The sequence below is a fragment of the Flavobacterium hungaricum genome (genome assembly GCF_015182285.1).
Lineage (GTDB): Bacteria > Bacteroidota > Bacteroidia > Flavobacteriales > Flavobacteriaceae > Flavobacterium > Flavobacterium hungaricum.
In genome coordinates this window covers 206,085-221,335 of the sequence record NZ_PRDM01000003.1, presented here as the reverse complement: position 1 = coordinate 221,335, position 15,251 = coordinate 206,085, and the positions used below count along the sequence as shown (strand labels likewise).

Annotated in this window: 14 protein-coding genes; 4 read left to right on the top strand and 10 right to left on the bottom strand. The window is 35.1% G+C overall.

Features of this window, described 5'->3' with window-relative positions; translation table 11 throughout:
- Nucleotides 1–198: 198 nt before the first annotated feature.
- The 9 genes from C4F50_RS14335 to C4F50_RS14295 all read right to left on the bottom strand — a co-directional run bounded on the left by C4F50_RS14335 (nucleotide 199) and on the right by C4F50_RS14295 (nucleotide 11,504).
- Nucleotides 199–1,821: a UxaA family hydrolase gene (locus C4F50_RS14335; protein ID WP_194139340.1), complete on the bottom strand. Its 1,623-nt coding sequence runs from the start codon at nucleotides 1,819–1,821 to the stop codon at nucleotides 199–201.
- 36 nt (nucleotides 1,822–1,857) lie between these two features.
- Nucleotides 1,858–3,303, bottom strand: a complete 1,446-nt coding sequence (locus C4F50_RS14330) for a tagaturonate reductase (RefSeq protein WP_194139339.1) — start codon at nucleotides 3,301–3,303, stop codon at nucleotides 1,858–1,860.
- 219 nt (nucleotides 3,304–3,522) lie between these two features.
- Nucleotides 3,523–4,191 (bottom strand): bifunctional 4-hydroxy-2-oxoglutarate aldolase/2-dehydro-3-deoxy-phosphogluconate aldolase, encoded by a 669-nt coding sequence (locus C4F50_RS14325; protein ID WP_194139338.1) that lies wholly within the window; start codon nucleotides 4,189–4,191, stop codon nucleotides 3,523–3,525.
- Between the two features lie 13 nt (nucleotides 4,192–4,204).
- Nucleotides 4,205–5,227, bottom strand: coding sequence for a sugar kinase (locus tag C4F50_RS14320; protein ID WP_194139337.1), 1,023 nt, complete (start codon nucleotides 5,225–5,227; stop codon nucleotides 4,205–4,207).
- Between the two features lie 153 nt (nucleotides 5,228–5,380).
- Nucleotides 5,381–6,781, bottom strand: coding sequence for a glucuronate isomerase (uxaC, locus tag C4F50_RS14315; RefSeq protein WP_194139336.1), 1,401 nt, complete (start codon nucleotides 6,779–6,781; stop codon nucleotides 5,381–5,383).
- A 24-nt stretch (nucleotides 6,782–6,805) separates the two neighbouring features.
- On the bottom strand, nucleotides 6,806–7,597 hold the full coding sequence (locus tag C4F50_RS14310; RefSeq protein WP_194139335.1) for a gluconate 5-dehydrogenase: 792 nt from the start codon (nucleotides 7,595–7,597) through the stop codon (nucleotides 6,806–6,808).
- A gap of 4 nt (nucleotides 7,598–7,601) precedes the next feature.
- Nucleotides 7,602–8,441, bottom strand: a complete 840-nt coding sequence (gene kduI, locus C4F50_RS14305; RefSeq protein ID WP_194139334.1) for a 5-dehydro-4-deoxy-D-glucuronate isomerase — start codon at nucleotides 8,439–8,441, stop codon at nucleotides 7,602–7,604.
- A gap of 100 nt (nucleotides 8,442–8,541) precedes the next feature.
- Complete coding sequence (locus tag C4F50_RS14300; protein WP_194139333.1) at nucleotides 8,542–9,864, bottom strand: MFS transporter; 1,323 nt, start codon at nucleotides 9,862–9,864, stop codon at nucleotides 8,542–8,544.
- Between the two features lie 44 nt (nucleotides 9,865–9,908).
- On the bottom strand, nucleotides 9,909–11,504 hold the full coding sequence (locus tag C4F50_RS14295) for an MFS transporter (protein ID WP_194139332.1): 1,596 nt from the start codon (nucleotides 11,502–11,504) through the stop codon (nucleotides 9,909–9,911).
- A 406-nt stretch (nucleotides 11,505–11,910) separates the two neighbouring features.
- Between C4F50_RS14295 and C4F50_RS14290 the strand changes: the two genes are divergently transcribed.
- From C4F50_RS14290 to C4F50_RS14275, 4 genes are all read left to right on the top strand, one after another.
- Nucleotides 11,911–12,849, top strand: a complete 939-nt coding sequence (locus tag C4F50_RS14290; RefSeq protein WP_194139331.1) for an alpha/beta hydrolase — start codon at nucleotides 11,911–11,913, stop codon at nucleotides 12,847–12,849.
- 598 nt (nucleotides 12,850–13,447) lie between these two features.
- Nucleotides 13,448–13,762, top strand: coding sequence for a hypothetical protein (locus C4F50_RS14285; protein ID WP_194139330.1), 315 nt, complete (start codon nucleotides 13,448–13,450; stop codon nucleotides 13,760–13,762).
- Nucleotides 13,763–13,900: 138 nt separating this feature from the next.
- A complete protein-coding gene (locus C4F50_RS14280; RefSeq protein WP_194139329.1) occupies nucleotides 13,901–14,326 on the top strand; it encodes a hypothetical protein in 426 nt (141 codons plus the stop codon).
- A gap of 46 nt (nucleotides 14,327–14,372) precedes the next feature.
- Nucleotides 14,373–14,936: a 2'-5' RNA ligase family protein gene (locus tag C4F50_RS14275; protein WP_194139328.1), complete on the top strand. Its 564-nt coding sequence runs from the start codon at nucleotides 14,373–14,375 to the stop codon at nucleotides 14,934–14,936.
- 37 nt (nucleotides 14,937–14,973) lie between these two features.
- Here the strand turns inward: C4F50_RS14275 and C4F50_RS25645 are convergent, their stop codons facing one another.
- A complete protein-coding gene (locus C4F50_RS25645) occupies nucleotides 14,974–15,249 on the bottom strand; it encodes a hypothetical protein (RefSeq protein ID WP_228012032.1) in 276 nt (91 codons plus the stop codon).
- Between the last annotated feature and the right edge of the window lie 2 nt (nucleotides 15,250–15,251).

Below are 15,251 nucleotides of genomic sequence, written 5' to 3'. Positions count from 1 at the left end.
CTACAGCCTAGATTTATGTCGCTCCTCTGGAGCTTCTTTTGCCTGTCCTATTTTAATTCTATAACTATTTTGCTCCGCTGGAGCTCTCTCTAGAAAAAATAGACGCATAAACCTAACAAAAAAAAAAAGACGCACTATTGTGCGTCTTCTATATAAACCTTTGTCACTTTGCTCCTTAGAACCTTAGTACCTAAAAACTTATAGCGAAACCCCTCTTTTCCAAGGAATAAAATCGTTTTGATTCAATATTGCAGCTTTCGTTTTAATAGTACCGCTGGCAACGTCAATGATGAATTCTAACATTTCATCAGCCATTTCGTCGATTGATTTTTCTCCAGTGATAATTCCTCCTGTATCAATATCAATAATGTCCGACATCTTATTGGCTAATTGCGTATTAGAAGAAATCTTAACAACCGGCGCAATTGGGTTTCCTGTCGGAGTTCCTAAACCTGTTGTAAACAATACCATATTGGCTCCTGAACCTACCATTGCAGTTGTACATTCTACGTCGTTTCCTGGAGTACATAACAATGTAAAGCCTGCTTCGTTAATATATTCTCCATAATCGTAAACTCCTACAATTGGTGAAGTCCCTCCTTTTTTAGCCGCACCAGCCGATTTCATTGCATCTGTAATCAAACCGTCTTTAATGTTTCCTGGTGATGGATTCATGTCAAATCCTGAACCTGCATCTACAACTGTTTTTTCGTACCACTTCATTAAGTCTAAGAAACGTTTTCCATCTTCATCATCTACACAACGATTTACTAATTCTTGTTCTACTCCACATAATTCAGGAAATTCAGAAAGAATTGTAGTACCTCCTAGAGCAACTAAATGATCTGATAATACTCCCAGCGTTGGGTTTGCAGAAATTCCAGAGAATCCATCAGATCCACCGCACTCCAAACCAATTCTTAATTTAGATAATGGTGCTGGTTCTCTCTTAATTTCGTTTGCCTTTTTAATGGCTTCAAAAGTATCTTTTACTACACTGCTCAACATGGTTTCAATTGTACCAATAGACTGCTGATCGTAAATCAAAACCGGTTTTTTACTGTTTGGATTAATAGCATCTAAAGCTTCCTTGAAAATTGAAATTTGAAGATTCTGACATCCTAAACTCAAAACAGTTGCTCCAGCTACGTTTGGATTATTTACATAACCAGCCAAAAGCTTCGCTAAACTGTGAGAATCCTGACGAATTCCACCGCAGCCGCCTTGATGCGTAATAAACTTTACTTCGATGTTATTGAATAAGTTAGCATCATTAGAAGCTTCCTGATTACCGGCACCGCCTGTCTCTGATTTTACTAAAGAACGAAGCAGTAATTGATAATCATTTTCTTTTGGCTTCATCAATTCTTTCTCAAAAATATCTTTTAAGATCTCGATGTTTCTGTTTTCACAAAAAACCAACGGAAAAAACAACCACACATTCTCTGTTCCAACTTGTCCGTCTTCCCTGTGATAGCCCTGCCACGTTCTGTCTTTCCATTTATCAACATTTGGAGCATTCCAGCCAATAGTTTCTGTTTTACCAGTAACTTTATCACTTTCGTGTTTTACGTTTAAAGTAGAAAGCAGACCGCCTTTTTCAATTCTTGCACTTGCTTTTCCTACCAAAACACCGTACATAATGATTCTGTCTCCCACATTAAAAGGAACCATTGCAATCTTATGTTTCATTTTTACATCAGACTCAACAATAATTGATTCTCCTTCAAAATCAATAACTTCGCCCGCTGTAAGATTCACCAAAGCTACCGCAACATTGTCGGTAGGATGAACTTTTATTAGTTTTTTCTGCGCTGCCATAATTAACCTTTTGTTCTTTGTTCTTTTTGTCTTTTTTTATTTTATTCTTTCTTGAAACTTAGCAAAGCCAGCCTCAACGCCATTTGCATCAATTTCTTCTAATGCAATTGTGATCGCTTTTGTTAATCCAGGAATCTCTGTTAAGTCTTCTCCCCAGAAACCTTTATTTTGTAATGTTAAACGAGCAATTTTTTCGTAATCGTCCGACTTCCAAAGTCCGCTGAAGAACGTTATAATATCTTCACCATCTTTAACAGGCAATTCCTCTCCGTTCCATGTTCCTTTGTAAAAGCGAATTAAACTCGCTAATGAGAAAGTCAAATTAACAGGTAATTTTTTGTTGGCATTATAATATCCTAACAAACTAGGTAAAACTCTTACTTTGAATTTCGAGATAGAATTTAATGCGATATCAGCAAGTGCATGTTTGATAAATGGATTTTTAAATCGGTCCATCACTTCCTCACAATATGCAGTAATTTCATTTTTGTCCATATCCAGAGTTTCACTAATTTCACTAATAACGCTATTTACAAATTTTCCAGTAAAATCTCCGTTAACAGTTTCCATCACTAATTTGTTACCATACAAAAGTGAAAAAGGAACCATTGCCGTGTGAGAACCATTTAAAATACGAACTTTAATCATTTTAAAAGGACGTATATCATCAACAATTTTCACATTCAAATCCGTTTTATGAAAAGGCAATTTTGCTTTTAAAGCATCTCCACCTTCAATAGCCCAAAGGAAAAAAGGTTCAGCTGCAACAATTAAATTATCCTGATAATCTAATTTATTATTGTATTCTTCAATTTCAGCTCTTGGATACCCAGGAACAATTCTGTCAACCAAAGTACTGTGATATGTACAAGCATCTGATACCCAAGTTTTAAATGCATCCTCTAACTTCCATGTATCACAATATTGCAAAATATATTTTTTTAGTGTCTCTGAGTTATAATCAATCAATTCACAAGGAATGATTGTTACTCCTTTAGAAGCATCACCATTAAAATGTTTAAATCTTTCATACAATAAAACCGTCAGCTTTGCAGGAAATGACACCGGTGGCTGCATGTCTGGAGTATCACTTTCAATGAATTCAATTCCAGCTTCAGTAGTATTAGAAACAATAAACTGAAGCTCTTCTTCTTTAGCCAAAGCCAAATAATTTGCAAATTCAGTATAAGGGTTTATAGTTTTTACAATATTAGAAATTAACTCAATATTTTGTATTTTTTCACCTTTTTTAATTCCGTTCATGAACAAAGTATACAAACCGTCCTGATCATTGATCATGTTTACCATACCGTCTTTCAAAGGTTGAACTATTGCAATACCGGCATTAAAATCTACTTCATTATTTAGTTTGTGAAAAGCGTAATCTACAAAAGCTCTTAAAAAGTTACCTTCTCCAAACTGAACTACCTTAATTGGCTGTAACTTTTCTAATCCTGTATTTATTCTATTTAATTTTTTCATTTTAAAATTTCTTTAAAGTGTTTTTAAATAACCACTATAAAACCTTATCTCTTTTGCCTTTTTTCAAATTGTAAATGAAACATTACACCCGTTTTGAGTAAAACAAAACCTGCTGTGAGGAGTGACAGATTAAATTTTGCAAGCGTAATGTTCAATTACAATCTCTAAAAATCTAAAAAAAACTTATAAAATAAGGAGTTGGCATGATTACTCCTTAGTCTATTTTCTAATGTCTTTTATAATGTTAAGTACTTCGCTGACTTTTGCAGTCAAACCGTCAAAGTCTTTGTTTTCTAATAGGTCTTTTGAAATGAGCTGCGAGCCCAAACCAACACAAGTTGCACCGGCATTAAGCCAAGAACTTAAACTTTCTTTTGTCGGATAAACCCCGCCTGTCGGCATAATATTCGTCCAAGGACATGGCCCTTTTATCGCTTTAATAAATTCTGGTCCGTAAATATCTGCTGGGAACAATTTTACTATTTCGCATCCTAGTTCCTCTGCCCTTGCAATCTCCGTCAAGGTGCCGCAACCTGGAGACCATAACACTTTTCTGCGGTTACAGGCCATAGCGATATCTTCTCTAAAAACCGGAGTTACAATAAAATTCGCTCCTAAACTCATGTATAATGAAGCCGATGCCGCATCTGTAATAGAACCAACACCTAAGATCATTCCCGGAAGTTCTGCTAAAGCATATTTATTTAATGCCCCAAAAACTTCATGCGCAAAATCACCTCTGCTTGTAAATTCCATTAATCTAGAACCACCATCATAACAAGCTTTTAAAACCTTTTTACTTAATTCGATATCGGAATGAAAAAACAACGGAACCATGCCGTTTTCTTTCATCTGCGATGCCACTTCAATTCTTGAATATTTTGCCATTTCTATTTTAAAATTATCTTGATACTAATGCAGAACCATCACCATCAATCATATTTTCTACTTCTTTTAAGGTAACTAAATTGTAATCGCCTGCAATGGTATGTTTTAAACAACAAGCTGCCACTGCAAAATCTAATGCTCTCTGGCTATTATTTTGATATTGTAACAAACCGTAAATTAAACCGCCCATAAAAGCATCACCGCTTCCTACACGATCTACCACTGGCGTAACTTCTTTTACAGCAGCACTGTGAATTGCTTTTCCGTCGTACAAAATACCGCCGATTCTTTGGTGTGATGCACTTACAGAATAACGAAGTGTTGTCGCAGCAATTTTAAGGTTCGGAATCAATTCAAACAATTTATCATAAACAGCCGGAAGCGTTTTTTCATCCTGATAATTCGGATTTACTTTCGGAATTCCGAGCATAAAATAAGCTGTATCGATATCCCCTAAAATCACATTGCTGTATTGTAACATTTCTGGCATTACCTCACTTGGTGTTTTGCCATACTGCCACAATTTTGATCTGTAATTTAAATCGCAGGAAATTTTAATCCCTTTTTTATGAGCCGCTTTAATGGCTTCTAAACAAGCTTCACCAGCACTTTGAGAAATAGCAGGCGTAATACCACTCCAGTGAAACCACTCTGCTCCTTCTAAAACTTTATCCCAGTCTATCTGCCCTTTTTGAATAGTTGCCATAGAGCTGTGCGCACGGTCATAAACCACATTGCTGCCACGAGTTCCTGCACCGGTTTCTAAGAAATAAATCCCTAAACGCTCTCCTCCGTAAACAATGTTTTTAGATTCGACATTCATTTTTCGAATTTCTTTCAAAGCCGAAAAAGCAATTTCGTTTTCTGGCAATCGGGTTACAAACTCAGCATTTATACCATAATTTGCCAAAGAAACACAAACATTAAATTCGCCGCCGCCATAAGTAGCACCAAATTCTTTTGCCTGCGAAAAACGTAAATGTCTTTCTGTCGAAAGACGCAGCATGATTTCTCCAAATGCAACTACTCTACTCATATTTTTTTATTGTTTTTACCAGTAAAAATATTTTTTTTCACCATTAAGATACTAAGAGAATCAAGCCTTATAGACGAAGGCAGAATTCTTTATTTTCTTTTAAACACAAAGCCTTACACTTAATTTTCTTACTATCTTAATGTAAAAATTGATTTAAAATTTGAAATACTCTTTTGCGTTGTTGTATGAAATATCCGCAACTAATTTTCCGATCCATTCCATATCGTTTGGCAATTCTCCTCTTTTGATTTCATCACCCAATAAATTACATAAAATACGTCTGAAATATTCGTGTCTTGGGAACGATAAGAAACTTCTTGAATCTGTCAGCATTCCAACAAAACAGCTGATTAATCCCATGTTTGACAATGCATTTAATTGTTTTGTCATTCCGTCTTTTTGATCTAAGAACCACCATCCAGAACCAAATTGTACTTTTCCGCGAACGCTTCCGTCGTTAAAGTTTCCAATCATTGTTGCCATAACTTCGTTATCGGCAGGATTCAAATTATAAATAATGGTTTTAGTCAATTTATCTTTACTGTCTAAAGCATTTAAAAAAGCAGATAATTTTTGTGCCTGCGGATAATCTCCAATAGAATCCCAACCAGTATCTGGACCTAAGATTCTGTGCATACGCGCATTATTATTTCTTAAAGCTCCTAAGTGAAACTGCTGCACCCATCCAAACTCATGATAGGTTTCTGACAAGAAAATCAAAATAGCACTTTGGAATTTCAATGCTTCTTCTGGAGATAATTCGCCATTTTCTCTTTTCTTTTTGAAAATTGCTGTTACTTCACTTTCTGTATAGTTTTCAAAATCTATTTGATTTAGACCGTGATCGCTTAATTTACATCCGTTTGCGTTAAAGAATTCGATTCTGTTTCTTAAAGCCGTTTGTAAATCAGCATACGTATTAATTGCAACTCCGGACACATCCCCTAATGTGTCCAGATATGCATTATAACCATCATTAGCAATTAAGATGGCTTTATCAGGCCTAAAAGCTGTACTCATTTTGATCCCTGTTGTATTGTTTGCGAATTTTTGGTGAAATTCTAAACTATCAATCGGATCCTCTGTAGTACAAACCAATTCGGCATTAACTTTTTTAAGAAGATTCTGCGTGCTGTACGCCTGCGAATTTATTTTTTCTGAAGTTTCAGTATAAATTTTCTCAGCCGACTTTTCATTCAATAAATCATAAATATCAAAATAACGAGCCAACTCTAAATGTGTCCAGTGGTACAAAGGATTACGCATCGTGTACGGAACTGTTTTTGCCCAGTTTAAAAATTTATCTTTGTCTGAACCATTTCCTGTTACAAACTGCTCATTGATTCCTAATGTACGCATTGCACGCCATTTGTAATGATCTCCGTTAATCCAAACCTGAGTGATATTGTCAAAGATTTTATCTTCAGCAATAAACTGCGGGTTTAAGTGATTGTGGTAATCAATAATAGGCTGATTTTTAGAATAATTGTGATACAATTCTTCAGCGTATTTATTTTCTAATAAAAAATTATCGTTTATGAATGTCTGGCTCATGTCTTTTAAAATATAATTTGAAAATTATTCTTCGTTTGAAGGTTTTCCTATTGTAGCAAGAATTCCACCGTCAACATATAAAATGTGACCGTTAACAAAATCACTTGCTTTTGATGATAAAAATATTGCTGCTCCGGCTAAATCACTTGGATCTCCCCATTTTGCCGCTGGTGTTCTGCTGATGATAAAATCGTTAAACGGATGTCCATCTACGCGGATTGGTTTTGTCTGTTCTGTTGCAAAATATCCAGGACCGATTCCGTTGATTTGTACATTGTATTTTGCCCATTCTGTTGCCATGTTTTTAGTCAGCATTTTTAAGCCTCCTTTTGCAGCAGCGTAAGCCGAAACTGTATTTCTGCCTAATTCGCTCATCATAGAGCATATATTGATGATTTTTCCTTGTCTTCTTGCAATCATCCCTTTTGCAACATGCTTAGAAACGATAAACGGACTTACCAAATCAATATCTACTACTTCTCTAAAATCTGAAACTTCCATATCAAGCAATGGAATTCTTTTAATGATTCCAGCATTATTGATCAAGATATCGATTGGCCCGACTTCGCTTTCAATTTTTTGAACCGCAGTTTTAACCTCTTGTTCTTCGGTTACATTAAATTTGTAACCTACTGCATTGATTCCTTCACTTTTTAATGCCGCAACAGCGTCATCTATTTTTTGCTGAGAAGAATTTCCGTTTACTACAATTGTTGCACCCGCTTGACCTAATCCTTTTGCCATTGCCATTCCCAGTCCGTGTGTAGAACCTGTGATAAGGGCAACTTTTCCTTTTATATCAAATAAATTTGTCATTTTCTTATCTTAAATCAGTGATTTTACAAACATCCATATCTCCATAATCTAAATTTTCACCTGCCATTCCCCAGATAAAAGTATAGTTACTGGTTCCTGAACCTGAGTGAATAGACCAAGGCGGTGAAATTACAGCCTGATGATTGTTCATCCAAATATGTCTTGTTTCCTGCGGCTGTCCCATAAAATGACAAACTGCCTGATCTTGTGGAATATCCAAATAAAAATAAACTTCCATTCTGCGATCGTGAACGTGAGCCGGCATTGTATTCCAAACGCTTCCTGGTTTCAATTCTGTCATTCCCATCTGCAATTGGCAGGTTGTTACAACGCTTCCAATAATCATTTGGTTTACAGTTCTATGGTTTGCTGTTTCCATTGTTCCCAACTGTAATTTATTAGCTTCTGCTAAACTTACTTTTTTAGTTGGATAAGCCGTATGTGCTGGTGCCGAGTTCAAATAAAATTTAGCAGGATTACTGCTGTCGTCACTTTTAAAAATAACTTCTTTGTTTCCAGCTCCGACATACAAAGCATCTTTAAAACCTAATTCATAAGTAGTTCCTTCAACCACAACAGAACCGCTGCCGCCCACATTGATAATTCCTAATTCTCTTCTTTCTAAAAAGTAAGGAGCTTTAAGCGGATCAATTGTTTCTAAAACCACATCCCCTTTTACAGGAACTGCAGAACCTGCAATATATCGGTCATAATGCGAGTAAACCAATACGATTTCATCCTCTTGCATTAAGTCATCAATTAAGAATTCTTCTCTTAATTGCTGTGTATCATATTTTTTAACAGCTTCGGGGCTTGACGCGTATCTTGAACTATATTTTGTCATAATTTTTATTTTAATGTAATCGATTGCACAAAATTATATTTTTAATTTTAAAAACCATAATTGAAACAAAAAAATTATCTAATTTTTAGTTTTTAAAATATTACAATTCTACTTTTTTCATCCTCGGAACTAACAGATGCATAATCAGCCATGCTGACAAATAAGAAAAGCCGCAGATACAGAACATAATAAAATAGCCTGTTTCTATTTTTCCTATTTTAGTGTAATACACAAACATATTTTTCTGAATGAGCATTGTCAGTAAAATTCCTCCCAAAGCTCCGAACATGCCTCCAATACCTGTTACGGAAGCTGTTGTGTGTTTCGGAAACATATCTGAGACAGTCGTAAAAATATTAGCACTCCAAGCTTGGTGTGCCGAAACAGCCAAACCGATTACCAATATTGCCAGCCAAATATTTATTGCACCCAAATACTGCGAAAATAAAACTGGTAAAACTGCTATTGCATACAAAAGCATACTTACTTTACGTGCCTTATATGCGGGCCAATTGTTGTTTATTAATTTTAAAGGAAGCCAGCCTCCGCCAATACTTCCTACACTTCCAATCATGTAAACTAATGCGCAAGGCCAAATAATATCAGTTGCAGACAATTTATATTGTTTCATCAAAAAGTCTGGAAGCCAGAACAAATAAAACCACCATACTGGATCTGTCAGTAATTTACCAATTGCAAAAGCCCAAGTCTGACGAAACGAAAGCAGTTTGAACCACGAAACTTTTGCCGGTTTTTGATCTGTTTCGTCATTTTCAATAACCTGATCGGCAGTTATATATTCTAACTCTGCCTGCGATAAGCGTCTTTGTTTTTGAGGCACTTCATACAAAAGAAACCAGAGTCCCAGCCACACAAAACCCACAATTCCCGTAAGTATAAACGCCCATTGCCAGCCAAAATGCGAGGCAATATAAGGCACTGTCAACGGTACGATAATGGCTCCAATATTACTGCCGGAGTTGAATATTCCGGTAGCCAAAGCCCGCTCCTTCTGCGGAAACCATTCTGCCGTTGCTTTAATCGCTGCTGGAAAATTTCCCGCTTCGGTTATTCCTAAAAAAACTCTGGCTATTAAAAACCCTCCTGTTCCTGTAGCCAAGGCATGCCCAATAGCAGCCAAACTCCATAAACCTGTTGCAATCGCATAGCCGATTTTTGTTCCCAATTTATCAATGATCCCGCCCGCAACAAACATTCCGAGTGCATATGCAATTTTAAAAGCCAATTCGATATTCGAGTAATCAATAACTTCCTGTTCTGGTGTCCAATGAAAAGCTTCTGCCAGAAACGGACGGAGGTAACTTATTACATTTCTGTCTAAATAATTTACAGTTGTCGCAAAAAAGACCAGACTGCATATTGTCCAGCGGTATTTCCCAATTGCTGCGTTGGTTTGGTTCATAATTTAGTGGTTGGTTAGGTTGGTTAGTCAGCGTCAGATCTTGGTTAGAGATCTGTAATCGGTCGGTATTTCGGAACAAGTGTTTTCATTACTGCCCAGCCTATTAAGTAACAAACTGCACATATAGAAAAGATAATCATGTATCCCGAATTTATTCCATTTACCACATTTTCTCCAGCGGCAGAAAGTGATTTTAAAAACTCTTCTAAGTTTCCTAGTCCTTTTTCGGCCAAGAAAGCTTTTTCTGCTGCAGCATTTTGAAACTGAGGATATTTCTCTAATAATGGCTGGCCGTTTACGGTGCTCCAATTTCTTTGTGTAAAATCAAAAAGCACACCCGAACCTTTGTTTATTAATGTAGAACCCAGTCCACCTGCCAAACCTCCAATTCCGGTAATGGTTGCAATTGCTTTTTTAGGAAACATATCTCCAACAGTTGTAAAAATGTTTGCAGACCAAGATTGATGCGCCGCACCCGCGATTCCGATAATAATTACTGGAACCCAGTAACTAACATATCCTAATGGCTGTGCTAATAGCGCCAATAAAGGGAAAAAAGCAAAAATCAACATCGCTCTCATTCTTCCTTCATACGCATTCATTCCTTTTTTATCTACAAAATAAGTTGGCAGCCATCCTCCGATAATTGATAATAAAGTAATCATATAAAGAACAAACAATGGTAAAGCCGCTTGTGCAGAATCCATTCCGTAAACAGAACTTAGATACGCAGGAGTCCAGAATAAAAAGAACCACCAAACGCCGTCTGTCATAAATTTACCAAATGCAAAAGCCCATGTTTGTTTGTATTTAAAACAGTTTTTAAGAGAAACTTTAGAAGTCGTTTCAGGCACAAAACCTGTTATTTTACTGTCCAAAATATCATCTTGCTGAATATAAGCTAATTCTTCTGCTGATACTTTTGAATGTCTTTCTGGTTTATCGTACATAAACATCCAAAATCCCATCCATACAAATCCTAAAGCTCCAATGATAATAAAAGACATTTCCCAGCCAAAAGACTTAGCAATAAACGGAATACTCACTGGTGCTGCCAAAGCTCCAACAGTGGCTCCTGCATTAAAAATACTAGTTGCAAAAGCCCTGTCTTTTTTAGGAAAATATTCGGCTGTAGTTTTAATAGCCGCTGGAAAATTCCCTGCTTCTCCAACTGCCAGAACAAAACGAGCAAAAATGAACAAAGCCACACTGACATTAATAACCAAAGCAGTATCCTGCACCGTACTGATTACTTCTTTTGAACCATGAAATCCAACAAACCAGTCTCCGGTAATAATTCCAGAAGTTGCAATACCGCAAAAAGCGTGAAGACAAGCTCCTATTGACCAGATCCCTATTGCCCAAAGAAATCCTTTTTTAGTATCTAACCAATCTACAAATCTGCCTGCAAATAATAATGAAACGGCATAAAATATAGAAAACAAAGCTGTTATATCTCCATAATCACTATTAGTCCAATGAAATTCTGGCGCGATAAAATCTTTCCAGGTTAGAGAAAGCACTTGTCTGTCTAAATAATTGATGGTAGTTGCAAAAAACAACAATGCACAAATACTCCAGCGGTATTTTCCAGCAGATTGCACAGTTGGGTTCGTTGTCACAGCTTCGGTTTGATTCATAGTAAGCGAGTATTATAGTTTTGTAAATCTTGGTATTTTTTCGATTGTTTTGATCGCTCTTTAAAAAGATTAAAATCAATCTTTTAATACTCAAAAAGCAAATTAATGTAATCGATTGCACAAATATAGTTTTTAATCTGTATATACCAAATAAATTGTATATAAAATTATTTTACCATAGAAAATAAACACATCATTTAAAAAATAGCATTCAAAATTACACATTAAATAATATATTTGTTAAAAGCTATCAGGTCAAATTCATCCGAATTTAGGGATAAAAACGTCCCTCAAACAAATGGTTTTGAACGCTTTTTTTGCTTAATTTTAATTTTCTAAAAGAATCTTGAAACACTCTTTTTAAAACCTGCTTAATCTACTACTAAACAATTAATTACAAATAAAATTGAAAACTATCAAACCCTATTTTTTAACAAAAATCACTCTAGGTTTTCTGTTATTTACAGCAATTACAAGCAATTTAAATGCTCAAAATCAAACTATTCCGTTATGGAATAAAATTCCGGACGAAATAAAAGCTCCCGATTATAAAGAAAAACCCGATCTCAAAGAAGGAAATTTACAAAGCACCAGCCTTGTTTCTGTTCCAACTCTAAGCATTCATGTTCCAAAACAAGGAAATCAGGCTGCGGTGGTGATTTGTCCAGGAGGCGGTTACACTCATTTGGCTTTTGATAAAGAAGGCACCAAGATTGCGCAATGGCTGAATAGTCTGGGAATTACTGCTTTTGTTTTAAAATACAGACTTCCAAATGATCTTATTATGAAAAACAAAAACATTGGTCCGCTTCAAGATGCACAGGAAGCGATTCGATATGTGAGACATCATGCTGCGAAATGGAATTTAGATCCGAACAAAATCGGCATCATGGGATTTTCTGCAGGCGGACACTTGGCTTCAACATTATCAACACATTATGACGATAAAGTTTATGAAAGTGCCTACAAAGTAAGTGCAAGACCCGATTTTTCGCTGTTGATTTATCCTGTAATTTCGATGCAGAATGAAATTACACATAAAGGATCGCAGATCAATCTTTTGGGAGAAAAACCATCTCAAGAACTATTGGATTTTTATTCTAATGAAAAACAAGTCAACGCAAAAACACCTCCTGCGTTCTTAATTCACGCAACAGACGATACGGTGGTTATTCCAGAAAACAGTATTTATTATTATTTGGCTCTAAAGAAAAACGGTGTGGGTGCCGAAATGCACATTTATGAAAAAGGCGGCCACGGCTTTGGTTTAGGTGTAAAAGACACCAGCCAATTCTGGACAAAAGATTGCCAGGAATGGCTTAAAAATCACAATTACAGCAATTAGTTTGCTATTCAAGATTTATTGAATTTTGAATTATTATAATGAAAAAAGGGTTTTTAGATTAAGTCCGTCGACCAAATATAAAAACCCTTAAAAATTAGACATTCTTGTAAATATTTTAAATTTACCCCACGATCAAATGGTATATGTCAAACTTCAAATTAAAAAAATTGTTTCTCCAAAAACAGTTAACACTAAAAATTAAATCATAACATTTTAAAAAGGTAAAAAATGTTATTCCTTTCAACTTTCGGGGGCAAAATTAAACGCGCCATCCTTGATTTCCTTACGGCTTTCCACATTCCAAACGCAAAAAAAATCTTTTTAACAATTTCAAAAAAATAAAAGATTGTCTTTCATCAAGTTAATTATTTGACTTTAACATTTATTTTTTATTAAAAAATACCAGCACTATTAAAAACTGTAAAAAAACTCTTTCTTAATGTAGATTAAGCCTTATTTACATGGGATTCTAATACATTTGTATAAAGATTCAGAATTCATAGAAATGTTTAAAAATCTGCAAGCAAAATCATTTCTTGTTCTACATTAAGTTGAAAACCGTTTTATTAAAATAATTTTGTCTTATAAATTAGCGATCATGAAAACATTTGAATTCTTAATACTCGGAAAAAACCAAGCCATTCTCGAAATTCTAACGCGTCTTGTTAATGCTTATGAAGAATGGAATGCAGTACCGTTCAGCGACGAAAATACAGCACAAGAATATTTTCTTAATAACAAAATCGATATTGTACTTTTGAGTTCTGGAATTGAGGATGAAGTAGAGAAACAATTTACTTCTTTCTGCCTGAAAGCACAGCCAGATGTAGAAGTAATCGAACATTTTGGAGGCGGCAGCGGCTTACTGCGATCTGAAATTTTACATCGATTACACCTTACCGGAAAATTATAGTATTTTTTAAAAGTTTGAGAAAACGATTCCGTTTTATAAACGAGTTTATTTAATTATTTCTTTTTATCGAAAATTAAAATTGCGTCCTGCTGAAACTCTTTTTATAAATCCTAAATTTGTATGCAATCAAATCTTAAGATGAATAAAATAGTTCTAGCTCAAAGGATACTGAAAATTACAATTATAGTGACTTTCTGTACACTCTTCACACAGTGTTTCTACAAAGACTATACTTTTAAAGAAAGTTTAGATCGTAATTTTTACTTAATGGAAAGCGATATTTTACCCTCTAAATATATCAGCATAGAAAAAGACGGCGGCAGTCTGGTATTGCTATACGATATAATTGAAGTAATTGGCAATAAAAATATTGCATTGGTAAAAAACACAAATGATAAAAACAAAACGCAATACAACTTAATCAAAATACCAATCGTTGAATATCCTGAAGATATTAAAGTTCTGTCGGCTGCAGAATATTCTAAACTAAGGAAACAAATGGATTACGACTATTCGTATACTCAAAAAGAGGGTTTTTCACGAGAATACCGATTTCGAAAATAAATCCTGTAAATAGCTTTCTAAATTAGCATCAATCTAAATCGTAAAAATGGAAAAAAAATACTCTGCTGCCATTTATCCTTCGCAAGATGTTATTGATTCTGTCAAAACAATGAAAGATTATCTGAAAAGCAAAATCAATTGGTACAACAGCTGTAACTCGACTGCACATATCACCATTTGCGAATTTACGATTGATGATTCTCAAATTCATACCATCAAAAACAAGATCACAAAAACCTGCAATACACTAACTCCATTTCAGGTTTACTTAGATCATTTTGGCTCTTATGATAATGCCGGAGCCTTTTTTATTGCTCCAAATGAGACTTCTAAAAACCAACTGAAGCCTGTGATGAAAAAGATTCAGGAAATACTGCAATCTTTAAAACTTAAAAAAAGTGACGATCCGCACTTGTCAATCGGCCGAAAATTAATTCCTGAAAACCTCAAAATCGCATCTCAGCTTTTTACTACTATCGAAATTGATTTTCTGTGTAAAGAAATTGTTTTACGAGAATTGGATCCTATTAAAAAACAGTTTTTTGTAATCGATACTTTTGAATTTGGGAGCAATCCAGAGCCTGAGTTTGTTCAGGGAAGTTTGTTTTAACTGCAAAGTTCTTTCTAACCGCAAGGTTCGCAAAGATTTACGCAAAGCTCGCAAGGTTTTTTTTTGCGCTCTTTGCGAAAAACATAGCGCTCTTTGCGGTTAAATAAAAGTAAAGAAAACCCATTTCTTTGCGAACCTTGCGTAAATCTTTGCGCTCTTTGCGGTTAAATAAAAGTAAAGAACAACGAGCCTTGCGAAAAACATTGCGCCCTTTGCGGTTAAATAAACTCAAAGCAAAGCAACCTGAAACTAAAAAAACCTGAAACCTGAAACCTGAAACAAGATTTTCATATATTTGAATTTTACAATTCATCA

What these genes read in the sequence shown, in the direction of transcription:
- C4F50_RS14335 (WP_194139340.1), bottom strand. Translation starts at nt 1,821, where the DNA reads ATGGCAGCGCAGAAAAAACTAATAAAAGTTCATCCTACCGACAATGTT.
- C4F50_RS14330 (WP_194139339.1), bottom strand. Translation starts at nt 3,303, where the DNA reads ATGAAAAAATTAAATAGAATAAATACAGGATTAGAAAAGTTACAGCCA.
- C4F50_RS14325 (WP_194139338.1), bottom strand. Translation starts at nt 4,191, where the DNA reads ATGGCAAAATATTCAAGAATTGAAGTGGCATCGCAGATGAAAGAAAAC.
- C4F50_RS14320 (WP_194139337.1), bottom strand. Translation starts at nt 5,227, where the DNA reads ATGAGTAGAGTAGTTGCATTTGGAGAAATCATGCTGCGTCTTTCGACA.
- uxaC (WP_194139336.1), bottom strand. Translation starts at nt 6,781, where the DNA reads ATGAGCCAGACATTCATAAACGATAATTTTTTATTAGAAAATAAATAC.
- C4F50_RS14310 (WP_194139335.1), bottom strand. Translation starts at nt 7,597, where the DNA reads ATGACAAATTTATTTGATATAAAAGGAAAAGTTGCCCTTATCACAGGT.
- kduI (WP_194139334.1), bottom strand. Translation starts at nt 8,441, where the DNA reads ATGACAAAATATAGTTCAAGATACGCGTCAAGCCCCGAAGCTGTTAAA.
- C4F50_RS14300 (WP_194139333.1), bottom strand. Translation starts at nt 9,864, where the DNA reads ATGAACCAAACCAACGCAGCAATTGGGAAATACCGCTGGACAATATGC.
- C4F50_RS14295 (WP_194139332.1), bottom strand. Translation starts at nt 11,504, where the DNA reads ATGAATCAAACCGAAGCTGTGACAACGAACCCAACTGTGCAATCTGCT.
- C4F50_RS14285 (WP_194139330.1), top strand. Translation starts at nt 13,448, where the DNA reads ATGAAAACATTTGAATTCTTAATACTCGGAAAAAACCAAGCCATTCTC.
- C4F50_RS14280 (WP_194139329.1), top strand. Translation starts at nt 13,901, where the DNA reads ATGAATAAAATAGTTCTAGCTCAAAGGATACTGAAAATTACAATTATA.
- C4F50_RS14275 (WP_194139328.1), top strand. Translation starts at nt 14,373, where the DNA reads ATGGAAAAAAAATACTCTGCTGCCATTTATCCTTCGCAAGATGTTATT.
- C4F50_RS25645 (WP_228012032.1), bottom strand. Translation starts at nt 15,249, where the DNA reads ATGAATTGTAAAATTCAAATATATGAAAATCTTGTTTCAGGTTTCAGG.